10 protein-coding genes are annotated in these 12,720 nt (G+C 40.3%); 9 read left to right on the forward strand and 1 reads right to left on the reverse strand.

Annotation, left to right across the window (positions count from 1 at the left end):
- Positions 1-7 precede the first annotated feature (7 nt).
- The 9 genes from D1367_RS12435 to D1367_RS12475 all read left to right on the forward strand — a co-directional run bounded on the left by D1367_RS12435 (position 8) and on the right by D1367_RS12475 (position 10,722).
- Positions 8-3,343: a CHAT domain-containing protein gene (locus D1367_RS12435; RefSeq protein ID WP_118166732.1), complete on the forward strand. Its 3,336-nt coding sequence runs from the start codon at positions 8-10 to the stop codon at positions 3,341-3,343.
- Between the two features lie 222 nt (positions 3,344-3,565).
- Positions 3,566-3,910, forward strand: a complete 345-nt coding sequence (locus D1367_RS12440) for a hypothetical protein (protein WP_118166733.1) — start codon at positions 3,566-3,568, stop codon at positions 3,908-3,910.
- Complete coding sequence (locus D1367_RS12445) at positions 3,907-5,283, forward strand: hypothetical protein (protein ID WP_118166734.1); 1,377 nt, start codon at positions 3,907-3,909, stop codon at positions 5,281-5,283. Before D1367_RS12440 ends, D1367_RS12445 begins: the two co-directional genes overlap by 4 nt.
- Positions 5,284-5,391: 108 nt before the next feature.
- The gene (locus tag D1367_RS12450) at positions 5,392-5,760 is read left to right on the forward strand and encodes a Crp/Fnr family transcriptional regulator (protein WP_118166735.1); all 369 of its coding nucleotides are present in this window, start codon (positions 5,392-5,394) and stop codon (positions 5,758-5,760) included.
- A gap of 99 nt (positions 5,761-5,859) precedes the next feature.
- Complete coding sequence (locus D1367_RS12455; RefSeq protein WP_181985199.1) at positions 5,860-6,225, forward strand: Lin0512 family protein; 366 nt, start codon at positions 5,860-5,862, stop codon at positions 6,223-6,225.
- Positions 6,226-6,445: 220 nt separating this feature from the next.
- On the forward strand, positions 6,446-6,568 hold the full coding sequence (locus D1367_RS32785) for a hypothetical protein (protein ID WP_267255511.1): 123 nt from the start codon (positions 6,446-6,448) through the stop codon (positions 6,566-6,568).
- Between the two features lie 753 nt (positions 6,569-7,321).
- Positions 7,322-7,660: a hypothetical protein gene (locus tag D1367_RS12465; protein ID WP_118166738.1), complete on the forward strand. Its 339-nt coding sequence runs from the start codon at positions 7,322-7,324 to the stop codon at positions 7,658-7,660.
- A 438-nt stretch (positions 7,661-8,098) separates the two neighbouring features.
- Positions 8,099-9,283, forward strand: a complete 1,185-nt coding sequence (locus tag D1367_RS12470; RefSeq protein WP_118166739.1) for an AbrB family transcriptional regulator — start codon at positions 8,099-8,101, stop codon at positions 9,281-9,283.
- A gap of 623 nt (positions 9,284-9,906) precedes the next feature.
- A complete protein-coding gene (locus D1367_RS12475) occupies positions 9,907-10,722 on the forward strand; it encodes a DUF1838 domain-containing protein (protein WP_118166740.1) in 816 nt (271 codons plus the stop codon).
- A 146-nt stretch (positions 10,723-10,868) separates the two neighbouring features.
- Here the strand turns inward: D1367_RS12475 and glsA are convergent, their stop codons facing one another.
- Positions 10,869-11,834: a glutaminase A gene (gene glsA, locus D1367_RS12480; protein ID WP_118166741.1), complete on the reverse strand. Its 966-nt coding sequence runs from the start codon at positions 11,832-11,834 to the stop codon at positions 10,869-10,871.
- Positions 11,835-12,720 lie beyond the last annotated feature (886 nt).

The raw sequence follows: 12,720 nt of genomic DNA on the forward strand, positions 1-12,720 counted from the left end.
CCTGCTCATGAACGAACAGCGTTTACAGGCTTATAATCAGCTAATTCAAACCCTGCTAGATTGCCCTAGCGGGGAAGAACCAGAGATATTAGCAGCTAATACTGAATTGCTTGACGCTGATTTTGTGCAGGTTGTTGTAGCAGCAGCAGAGCATTTTGCCCAGCAGGGTGATGAAAATACTGCAAACTCGTTGAGAAACCTAGCAACACAACTCACCCCGGAAACTTCCCCCATCACCCAAGAAGATATAGAGACTTACGGGCAATTTTTACTAGAAATACTGCAAGCAACAGCAAAAAGCAACGGCGATGCTCAAGTAATTTACCCATTGCTGGCTGCAAATACCGATAAACTTAATCATATTTTTGCTGAATTATTGCGCCGTTGGGCAACAAATACCCTAGCAGAAGCGGAACCAGATACAGCAACATCCATCGCCGGAGTAATTTTTAATTTTAGTAATCTGATTCAGCAGTTCCCCTTGGGTAGTAAAGCCAACAACATAGAAATTAGCATCGCTGGCTATGAAATCGCCCTAACTGTTTACACCCGCAGCGCCTTTCCTGAAAATTGGGCAACGACGCAAAATAATCTGGGGAATGCTTACGGTGACAGAATATTAGGAGAACGAGCCGAGAATATTGAATTAGCGATCGCTGCTTATAATCAAACACTCGAAGTTTACACCCGCAGCGCCTTTCCTGTAGATTGGGCAATGACGCAAAATAATCTGGGGATTGCTTACGGTGACAGAATATTCGGAGAACGAGCCGAGAATATTGAATTAGCGATCGCTGCTTATAATCAAGCACTCGAAGTTAGAACCCGCAGCGCCTTTCCTGTAGATTGGGCAATGACGCAAAATAATCTGGGGATTGCTTACGGTGACAGAATATTCGGAGAACGAGCCGAGAATATTGAATTAGCGATCGCTGCTTTTAATCAAGCACTCGAAGTTTACACCCGCAGCGCCTTTCCTGTAGATTGGGCAATGACCCAAAATAATCTGGGGATTGCTTACGGTGACAGAATATTCGGAGAACGAGCCGAGAATATTGAATTAGCGATCGCTGCTTATAATCAAGCACTCCAAGTTTACACCCGCAGCGCCTTTCCTGTAGATTGGGCAGGTACGCAAAATAATCTGGGGGCTGCTTACGGTGACAGAATATTCGGAGAACGAGCCGAGAATATTGAATTAGCGATCGCTGCTTATAATCAAGCACTCGAAGTTAGAACCCGCAGCGCCTTTCCTGTAGATTGGGCAATGACCCAAAATAATCTGGGGATTGCTTACGGTGACAGAATATTCGGAGAACGAGCCGAGAATATTGAATTAGCGATCGCTGCTTTTAATCAAGCACTCGAAGTTTACACCCGCAGCGCCTTTCCTGTAGATTGGGCAATGACGCAAAATAATCTGGGGAATGCTTACCGTAACAGAATATTCGGAGAACGAGCCGAGAATATTGAATTAGCGATCGCTGCTTATAATCAAGCACTCGAAGTTAGAACCCGCAGCGCCTTTCCTGTAAATTGGGCAACCACGCAAAATAATCTGGGGGCTGCTTACGGTGACAGAATATTCGGAGAACGAGCCGAGAATATTGAATTAGCGATCGCTGCTTATAATCAAGCACTCGAAGTTAGAACCCGCAGCGCCTTTCCTCAAAACCATGCAGAAACTTTATTCAATCTTGGTATTCTCTACCAAGACACAGAACAATTTGACTTAGCTTACACTACCTTTGCCTCTGCCATTGCTACAGTCAAATCATTGTGGGGAGAAATTGTTTCTGGCGATGAAGCAAAGCATAAACAAGCAGAAGAATGGAATAAGCTTTATCAAAGGATGGTGCAAGTTTGCCTACAATTAAAAAGAGACACGGAAGCAATAGAATATATCGAGCAGAGCAAAACCCGCAACTTAGTAGAACTGCTAGCCAAAAATCAACAACTTGCCCAAATAGCTAAAGCACCAGTAGGCGGTGAAGCAAATCTCCCTTCAATTGATAGCACCATCCACTTTGCACAAATTCAAAACCTTCTAGACAACAAAACTGCAATTATCCAGTGGTACATTTTTAATGATTGTTTTCGCGCTTTCATCATCACCAGCCACAACGATCAACCAGCAATCTGGCATTCTCACAAACAAGACTTAGACAACTTGAGAAATTGGACTAATGAATATCTCCAGCTTTACCGCGAAGATAAAAAACAATGGCGATATGAGCTTAATAATCAACTTACTCAACTAGCGCAAATTCTCCACCTCAATGAAATAGTTTCGCTAGTCCCATCTCATTGCCAAAAACTGATTTTAATTCCCCATCTTTACCTGCACCTGTTACCTCTCCATGCCGTACCCCTATCTGCTAGCGACTCTTCAACACCAGAGTATCTCATTGATAAATTTCCAGAAGGTATAAGTTATGCACCTAGTTGTCAACTTTTGCGTTTCGCTCAACTCAAAACGCAAAACTTAGACTCATCGCCTAAAACACCTGTAAATCCTGCTCCCTCCTCGCTTGCGGGGAGGGTTGGGGTGGGGTTAAATTTACAACTGGGCCACCTATTTGCTATTCAAAACCCCACAAACGACTTAGAATTTACAGATATCGAAGTCGAAACAATAGCAGCAGACTTTCAACCTCACCAAATCCTCAAACATAGCCAAGCCACCAAAGCAGCTTTAGCAGAATCATCAACCAATGATAATTTCCAAAATGCTCAATGGCTGCACTTTTCTTGTCATGGATATTTCGCTTTCAACTCACCTCTGAAATCTGGGTTACAGTTAGCAGACGCTAAAATTCTCGCTAAGACTGCATCATCGCGCTATGTGCGAGTTGATAATGAAACATCCATTGATTTAAATCAATGCCTCACCCTAGAAGATATCTTTTTATTAAACTTACGCAACTGTCGTCTAGTTTGTCTTTCAGCTTGCGAAACAGGCTTAATTGACATCAACAACAATAGCGATGAATATATTGGTTTAGCCAGTGGATTTATCCGTGCGGGTGCAGCCAACATTATTAGTAGTTTATGGGCAGTGAGCGACTTTCACACATCTTTATTAATGATTAAACTTTATGAGATACTAAAAACTAACCCAAATAATGTAGTGCTAGCTCTCAACACAGCCCAGCAATGGTTACGCCAAGCAACGCAAACACAAATAATTACATGGATTCAAAATAAAACAGAAATAGAAGGAGAACAGAAGCAAAAAATTATAGATTATTTATCAAACTATAAACCAGAGGAGCAACCATTTAAAAGACCAGAATTCTGGGCAGCTTTTTGTGCTATATCTCCTGTTTATAGCGTTTCCTAAACATACAAGTTACATCAGAGCAAGCTCCTCGGTTGCGGGCTAACCCGTGTATATACAAGTCGAATTACCCCCCTTAATCCCCCCTTGTAAAGGGGGGAAACAAGAGATTCTTGTTCCCTCCCCTTTACAAGGGCGGAAACAAGAGATTCTTGTTCCCTCCCCTTTACAAGGGGAGGGTTAGGGTGGGGTAAAATAATATTCAACCAACACAAAAATAAACAGATGGAAGCCGATAAACTCATCCAAGCATTTACCGAAGTTGTGAGAAATCAAGATTATGTGTTCTCACCTGAAGCCATAGCCACTATACCTGGACTGCAAAAAACTATTGCCGAATTTGAAACCCAATCGCCGCAGGAAGTAGCAGAAGCAATTCGCAACTGGTATATCAATCACGAAGATGTCAGAGATGCTGTATTACTTGAAGAAAGAGAAATTGATAAAGTTAGTAAAACGAAGCCAGAAGCTCAAGAAAACACCCAAGTAAATCGCTACCGAGTTTTGCAAGATGAACTACAAAAGTTGCAAGATAAAAAGACAATACCACCCCAGCCAAACCAACCATGAAAGTATATGCACCTAACGTCCATCTATTTGCTTTTCAACTGTACAAAAACTCAAACAATCCATCGGTTGATAAAAACTTTATCTGGCAAACTGGTGATGAAATAGTTGATAAAACCTTACATCAAGACTTGCATCTGTACCAACGTATAGACGTAAACAAGGAACCTGATAATCCCCGTGTAGATTTGCTCAAAGATACAGAAGTTATTAATGATAATTATGCAATATCATTTGCGGGTAAAGTTCCGCTAAACCAAACTCAAGATGTACTAATTAAAGGTTTTGCTCATCCATTGCGGATTTATGACAGCTACAGTCTGTGGTTGAATTTGCGTCGTCCCGAACAAGAAAATGATCAGCCAACGTCAGATGTAGATATTACTTTTTTAAGTCGGTTCAATCAAAATAACTGTCTCACCTTTAAAGAACATCCACTTTTTCTCGGACAAACTCTGCTGATTACAGCTTGGCTAACAGGTGCAAAGGACAAAAAAGTTATCAAGCAAATAGCCGACGAATGTTTAACAGCAATTTTTCCAGATAGCCAGAAACAATTGCCATTCAATCGCCAAGGTGAATTATTTGGTAGTCCGATTTTTGAATATGGTTTATTTAGCCAAATATCTAACTATCAGCATGTGCTGATTTGGTTATTTGCAGATGAACAACCTGATATTAAATTTAACCAATGCTATCAAGAATTATTAGATTTATTTTTCTTCCACACCAAAGTTGTCAAAGCTTATAAAGATAGCCGAGAAATTTATAAGCAACTAGATGCAGCTTATCTGCAAATAGAAGCAGAGATTGATAAAGTTCCTAAAGTAGGTGAGCAAAAATCTATTGATATAGCTAATTTAACTGGCTTAAAAAATCAATTAAAAGCTTTACCCCAGCTAGCATTAACATATACCCGCCTGTTGCGAAACTTAGAAGAATACCAAAATACAATCGCCATTAATGCCTATAACTATGATGAAAGATTACAGAAAATTCATGCTATAACAGGCGAAGATATCAACTTTTTAGAAACATTTAGCCAAAAGAATTGCCCTTACTTCCAACAACAAATAAACGCCGATTTAGGTTATTTTCGTCACGGTTCAGAATTATTGGGTAGAGCAGTAGACTCAATTCGCGGCATAGTAGAAATAGAACAAGCCGAGCGCGATCGCTCCTTAGAAAGTACAATCCAGATATTAGGTATCGGCTTTGGCGGTGGTGCGATCGCCTCTGGTGTATTCACAACACATATTGATAAAATTAATCTCCCCTTAATCCAAAAACATCCCCTTTACGCATCGTTAACTTTAAGCATCATTGCTACCTTGATATTTATTGCTTTAGGTTGGCTAATTACCAAACGTAAATAAAGTAAATTCTTCAAATAAACGATGCAAATAGTAGTATACTTTTCTAGGTTCGCGTAAAGCTATCTAAAAAGTTTCGTCTAAAAACCAATAATTTTGGGGTTGCTCTAAATGTTAAGTCCTGTAGTAACAATCAGTATCTTTCAAAAACAACCCGACCCTCAAGCATTTTCAGCAGGGCAAGTCATCTTTGAAGAAGGACAGCCTGGTGATAATATGTACGGAATTCTGGAAGGAGAGGTGGATGTATTAGTCAATGGCAAGGTTGTAGAAACCATTGACACAGGCGACGTTTTTGGTGTTGGGGTACTTGTAGGAGTAAAAAATAGAACTTACACAGCGATCGCCAAGGTGGATAGCAAACTGGGTTTCCTTAATGAACAAAAATTTCTCTTTGCTGTTCAGGAAACACCCATGTTTGCCCTACAGGTGATGAAAAGTTACTCAGAACGTCTGAGTCGCTTGCAGCATATTGTCTAAAGTACCTCAGAAGGCAGGAGGCAGAAGGGTGCAATAACCTGTGTGGTACTCAAATTCTGCCTTTTTTGGTGAAACATGAAAGATTTACCGGAGGTAGTAATGGCGCGTAAACGGTTGATTATTGAGATGGGGATGGGAATAGATCAGCATGGACAAGAACCTACAGTAGCAGCATCTAGGGCAGTACGAAATGCGATCGCTCACAATGCTTTACCTGGTGTTTGGGAAGTTGCAGGTTTAAGTCACCCCAATGAAATGATTATAGAGGTTCAGGTAGCAGTACCATACCCCGAACAAGTTAGGGAAGAAGAAGTACTCGCTGTACTACCATTTGGTAGAAAAACCCTTACCGTAGAAGCTGGCGGGATGGTAGTTCAAGGGCGGGCGATTCCCGAACTCAACGATAAAAATGATGAAATGTTAATTGCGATCGCTGCGGTTACAGTTTTAATCGAAAGTGAGTAGCTGAGGTAATTTTTCTATAAAAAAATCACTAATTGAAAGTTATAAAAAACTTATTAAGTGATTTGATTGCCTACTTCATTTTTGCAGACACGATTTTTAATTGTCAAGTATATTTGCCGATTACTTTATCAAAAAGCCTCATTGCTTTATAAAAATACCTATTTAATTTAGGAACTTCCAAGTAAAAAAATATTCCATTGCTATTGTTCACTGTTGACCGTTGACGGTTCACGAGTTTTCAGTCAACAGTCAACAGTCAACAGTCAACAGTCAACAGTCAACAGTCAACGGACTTGAATGTGAAATAATTTATTTTTTGGAGTTCCCTTATCAAAATACTTAAATTGCTTTCTCAAAATGAAGTTTGACTTACTCAAACCCCAGTTTGCTTTCTCATTTTAGTGTTTTCCGCAAGCAAAAGCAGCTTTGGCTTACTCAAACCTCAGTTTGCTTTCTCATTTCAGTGTTTTCCGCAAGCAAAAGCAGCTTTGACTTACTCAAACCCCGGTTTGCTTTCTCAAAAGCTGTATTTGCTTTCTCATTTTGGTGTTTTCCGCAAGCAAAAGTAGCTTTTACTTACTCAAACCCCAGTTTGCTTTCTCATTCTGGTTTTTTCCGTAAGCAAAAGCAGCTTTGACTTACTCAAAATGCTTGCTCATTGTTAATTTTTAAAGTTTTACCCTAGTAGTCCGCCAAGTCAACAATGCTTGGTTTGTAGTGAGCGCTTGGGCGCTCAAATCAAAGACTAAAGTCCTTACTACGAAATTATTCACCCAATCATTGTTAGTGTGGTGGCAATACTGCGTAGGTTTTGGCTAAAAAATAAAAATGTGTAGGTTGGGTTGAGGAACGAAACCCAACATTTCCAGGGCTTTGTTGGGTTTCACTAAAGTTCAACCCAACCTACAAATCTTCAAAACCTATGCAGTATTGAGTGTGGTGGACTACTAGTAGTCTACTTAAACAATTTCCTTAAACCCCTTGTATGGTTAAGTTATGCTCAAATTAGTGGCTCTGCGTTAAAGTAAAAATATTGGGATAAAAATCTCTGGCAGTAAGTTCAACTGAATCACTAATCTTTACCACTGCGGCGATAATGTCTCAAGAGCATAACGAATCACTCCAAATTCAGGAGATCACCAAACTCAAACCGAAACATTTTGCTGATTTAGTCAGATCAGCACAATTAGTTTTCGACCCCACAGCCGGAGTTTCGGGAAGACACATAACAGTTGACTGGGAACAATTCGGAATTCCCCGTGATGTGGCAGAAAATCTCAAATCACTTGGTCAGCAGTACCAATATGCATCTCCTCACATCCCTGTTGAAGACATTTGGAGTAAATTAAGTCCAGAAACTCGTATTTGGTTCGTTGAAAATAAAGATAGATTGTGGCAACTTGAAGAAGCTTTCCCAGCCCTTGACGAAGATTAAACGGCTGAACCATTGAAAGGAATACAAATTATTCGTAGGGGCACAACGATCATTGTGCCCCTATCCTCTCTCTATAAGTATTTTTGTTTGAATACAACACGCGCTAAATTTAGACCTAGTAAGCTGTTACGCAAATAATATTGTACATTTACCTGATGACTGTTGACGGTCATCAGTCAACCGTCAACCGTCAACAGTCAACCGTCAACCGTCAACCGTCAACAGTCAACGATTATAAAGAATGTTTATATAATTTAGTGTCTCATTAAGTTTGTAGTAAGCACTTCAGTGCTTAAAAATCTAGGGCTAAAGTCTTAGATTTGAGCGCTTTAGCGCTCACTACGAACTTAGTAAACTTGACTTGACAGACTCTAGTTATCTTGTGCGATCGCCCTAGCTTAAGTAGATAAGTTAAATTAATAAAAAAACCTATTATAGATGAATCAAAGCCTAAGTGTTGCTCCTAACCTAGAAGAACACCAAAATGAAAATCCCGTTGTTACTAAACAACAGCTATTTACAAAGCAATTAATTGTCCTTGTCTTGGAAATGCTTCTGGCATTACCTCTGGGTTTACTTCTGGCAAAATTCCAAATTGGTAGGATTGCTTGGATATTTGGCGGGATTGCTGCTGGTACACTGGTTCTTCAAGGGTGTCGAATTTTTTATCAATATTCTCCCCAACCTAACCGCACTGCTAGAAAAGTCGGAATGGCACTTGTAGGCTTAACTGTCGGTGCTTCCAATACCCACGGGAATCTAGCTAGTGTTGCTTCTGGTATTCCCATATTTATTTTTCTTACCTTGTTTATGCTGCTGAGTGGAACCTGTATTGGTTATATTTACTCGCGCCTTAGCAAAACCAACCTGTTAACAGCAATGCTGGCAACAGTTCCTGGTGGTGTAGGAATTATGGCAGCGATCGCCGCCGATTACAACAAAAATGTTAGTTTGGTTGCCTTAGTTCAAGCGATTCGCGTCACCTCAGTAGTTATTCTAATTCCTTTCATCGCTAAGACATCAACTGGTAATTACTATGCACAAACACTCCCAATCAATGCTGCTTGGCTCAATTTCGATCCATTTCAATTAGAATTACTCTTGTTAGTACTGGTAATTACTGGATTAGTAGTTTATCCAGCTATATTATTTAAAATTCCGGCTGGCGATTTCTTTGGTGCATTATTAATTGGTATCGGGTTTAATCCTTTGCTACATTGGCTACCTTTTGTAGGTGATATTAGCTTTAGTCCGCCGCCAATAATTAACTTATTGGGTCAAATGCTCTTAGGAATTACTATTGGTGAGTATTGGGGAGACAAACCCAACTTTAGAAAGCGGACTGTCGTTTATGCTTTACTGTCTGTGGGAATGACCTTAATAGCGGGAGCGATCGCTGCTATACTTGCAATGCAATTAACCTCTTGGGACTGGTTAACCTGTCTTTTAGTCACAGCACCAGGAGGATCAGCAGAAATGATCCTGGTTTCCCTAACATTGAATCATAATGTTGAAATTGTTACAACTGGTCATTTAGTGCGACTAATTGCAATTAATAGTTCTCTACCGCTTTGGCTGTTTTTGTTTCGCCGTCTAGATGAGCGACTTTCTGAACCAGTTTAATTGATCGGGGCATTGGGCAAAACAGTTTTGAGTGCTGAGTTAGGAGTTAAGAGTTATTCCAATACTGCTCGGTTAAGGAATTTCTTGGTTGAGGCAAGCTGTTCAATAGCTGGGGGAGAAATGGAGGCTGGCGTTGAGTTTTTGCCTCCCCTGCCTCAAGAGCTTCCCCTGCCTCCCCTGCTTATCCGAGCAGTATTGAGAGTTATTCTACCCTCTGCCCCGTTCCCTACGGTGTACATATAAGTCGAAAAATTCTCTACCCACATTTTTGTCAGAGTGAAACTGTCACACTTACTGACATCCCGCCCAGAACTGAAGTTCTGGGCTGATAGCCCAAGTCCACTCAAGTGGACTGAATTAATCATTTAGTCCAGCAAGCGTGGACTTTAGCTATGAGACTCGAAATTTATTCCGAGGCGGCATAGAAACTAGAAGTTACGCATTTACCTGATGACTGTTGACTGTTGACCGTCAACCGTCAACCGTCAACGATTATAAAGAATGTTTATATAATTTAGACGCATATCAATCAGCTTACCCTCCCGTGCCTCCCCACTTCTAAAGATGCAACTTGAATGGTGATAGCTTATTCTTTTGTTATCCAAATACAAAGGATGTTTTAGATGGTTGCCCAAATCCAAGAACTTGAAGCGCAGCACTGGGTTAAAACTCGTTCATCCCTCGACCCTAGCGAATCCACTTTCCTGACTTGGAAAGGTAAAATTTACGCTTTTATCCCCGGTGAGAAAAGACAACTGCTGTTTAAGATGCTGGGATTGAGTGTTAGCAGATGTATTCCCACAGCAGAGGGTAGCTGGGATTTTACTTCCAGGGAATTAACTTACTACCTCAACCCACAAACAGATGAAGTCTTACCCAAATGGGAGAATCCTTGGACAGGCGAGACAGTTTCAGTGATTCACGTTGCTAATAATCCAGTCCAGGGCACGTTTAAGGGAAATTTCCCCGCACAAGTAGATGGTGACAGTACAACCTTTGTTTTTGATATATTTCCTTATTACCCCAATCCCTTAGCAGACGATCGCAAATTTGCCGAATATAGCCCAAATCCAATTTATCAGGCAGCAGAATTGTTTAAATTAACAGTGCCAACCGCAGATTTATTCAACCCAGCCCTCTCTTCAGTTTCTCAACTCAAACTAACCTGGGATAGGATTGGTCAATGGCTTCCCTGGATGAAAATGGGCGATCGCCCCGGTCAACTAATCTACAGTGCTGTTGGTAGCAAAGTCAATGGTTTAACAGAACTGCCTCCACTGCTGCAAGACGAAATTAATAACCGGATTCCTTTATATAAACAAGCCCCAAAAGCATTGATAGATGGGGAAGATATGACTTCCTGGTTATATTTCCAAAAGCATTTTCAAGCTTACTTAGCTGGTGAAATCTTCCCGCTTCCCCAAGCAGAAGAATTGTAAACTAGTGCTCTGTCTCATTAATTCTGATTGATTAGTTTGTTACCAAAACCCTGTAGAGACGCGAAATTTCGCGTCTCTACAACCCCGCAAAATTAATGGGACAGACCACTAGGGGAATAACCCAATTCCCAATTCCCGATTCACTCTTAACCTGAACAATCAAATAGATGTAAACCTAAGCGTTGGGAAAGTTCTTCACACACCTTAACCCCCCGTACACTATTACCACGCACATCTAACAACGGTGAAAAAACTCCAATGCCCATCTTATTGGGTACAACGGCCATAATCCCGCCACAAATACCGCTTTTGGCCGGAATCCCAATTTTATAAGCCCACTCACCTGCAAAGTTGTACATCCCGCAGGTATACATCACACTCAAAATATCTTTGATGTAACGTTTATCTACCGCCTGTTCTTTGGTAATCGGGTTAATACCTCTGTTAGCAAGGGTAGCCGCCATCACTGCTAAGTCTTGGCAATTCACCATCACAGCACACTGCTGGAAATAAAGATCCAGCGACTCTTCTATATTCCGGTCAATCATGCCAAAGTTGAGCATCAGATGCGCCATTGCGCGGTTGCGATGCCCTGTACTCCGTTCTGAGGTAAAAACTGAAATGTCAACGAACACATCCCGGCCAATATATCGCCGAAACATATCCAGCATTCGGTTGAGGCGTTCGGTGGGGCCGGAACCTTTAATTAAGCTGGTGGTTGCGATCGCACCTGCATTTACCATTGGATTATAAGGTCGCTTCGATTGCTCATCCAAAACAATCGCGTTGAATGCATCCCCCGTCGGTTCTACGCCAACTCTAGTCAAAACGTAATCTAGTCCATGATCTTCTAAGGCAAGTCCATAAGCAAACACCTTGGAAATTGACTGAATGGTAAAGAGTTGGTCGTAATCCCCAACCTTGTAAACTTGACCATCTACTGTCACAATGCAAATGCTAAACAAATCCGGGTTTACCTTTGCCAGTTCTGGAATGTATTTCGCTACTGCACCCTCTCGTACTGACTTGTACTGAGAATGCAAATCCTTAAGAAAAGCTTTTAATGGCGATGGATCTATTTCTAAATCTCCTTGATGTGCTTGGTTTATCATCACACTGATAGCATTCCCCAAAATACTAACTATATATAGTAGGGGTGCAGCTGTACATCCCTACAGCCGCAAAGATTTTTGAACCGATAGCTTGCTCTAAAAAATCATATTTGAGCAACTACTTAGGCAAGAAAAAGTCTATTGTGCTTTATGATACTTTTGAAGTTTGATTTCCAAGCGATCGCAAAGATTTCTTAATTTTTTTATCATTCATCCTGAAAAATATTAGGTTGAGTATCTCCCTTTTTTTTATACTCAGTATTACTGTGATACTAAGTTACATATATCACTATTTCCAGCCTAGTCATGGAAAATAAAAGTCATGATTAATCTAAGTGGAAAAAACTTTGAAAACAGATATTAAACCCAAATTAATTTACATAATTATTTAAGATGTAACTCATATCATGACTTATTCGTAGAGAAATCTAAAGATTTCATAAAATAAGTTATTTAAAGTATTTATGCCGATGCTATTCAATTAAAGTTATATTATGTTCTAATTCTAAATAGCCCAAATAAATGTAATATAGAATACACGGGTAGCGACGAGCCTTTAGAACCGATGTGAATAGGGTATCGTCAGTTTAGCGTGCAATAAGCGTAAAGTTTTTTTAAGAAATTTAGGACTTGTCAAAAAAAGCGTTACATAGCCAAAGTCCGCATTTGAGAAAGGTTTCGCCCTTAAAATTGGAATTTAAATTGAGAAGGCTGCCAAGAATTACGCTAAAACCCTGATCCCCAAGCCAAAAGGTTCGTGCTAGTCTGTTGCAGTTATAAATAACAAAGTGGAAACGGAACGAATTCGAGTTTTTCAGCAGGGAAGTCATTTTTACAAAGTGAAAAATCCCGCGAATTATGAAACTTAAATTCTACAGTCGCTTTA

The organism is Nostoc sphaeroides, assembly GCF_003443655.1.
GTDB lineage: Bacteria > Cyanobacteriota > Cyanobacteriia > Cyanobacteriales > Nostocaceae > Nostoc > Nostoc sphaeroides.

Coding starts and splice junctions, on each gene's coding strand:
- D1367_RS12435 (WP_118166732.1), top strand. CDS start 8: ATGAACGAACAGCGTTTACAGGCTTATAATCAGCTAATTCAAACCCTG.
- D1367_RS12440 (WP_118166733.1), top strand. CDS start 3,566: ATGGAAGCCGATAAACTCATCCAAGCATTTACCGAAGTTGTGAGAAAT.
- D1367_RS12445 (WP_118166734.1), top strand. CDS start 3,907: ATGAAAGTATATGCACCTAACGTCCATCTATTTGCTTTTCAACTGTAC.
- D1367_RS12450 (WP_118166735.1), top strand. CDS start 5,392: ATGTTAAGTCCTGTAGTAACAATCAGTATCTTTCAAAAACAACCCGAC.
- D1367_RS12455 (WP_181985199.1), top strand. CDS start 5,860: ATGGCGCGTAAACGGTTGATTATTGAGATGGGGATGGGAATAGATCAG.
- D1367_RS12465 (WP_118166738.1), top strand. CDS start 7,322: ATGTCTCAAGAGCATAACGAATCACTCCAAATTCAGGAGATCACCAAA.
- D1367_RS12470 (WP_118166739.1), top strand. CDS start 8,099: ATGAATCAAAGCCTAAGTGTTGCTCCTAACCTAGAAGAACACCAAAAT.
- D1367_RS12475 (WP_118166740.1), top strand. CDS start 9,907: ATGGTTGCCCAAATCCAAGAACTTGAAGCGCAGCACTGGGTTAAAACT.
- glsA (WP_118166741.1), bottom strand. CDS start 11,834: ATGATAAACCAAGCACATCAAGGAGATTTAGAAATAGATCCATCGCCA.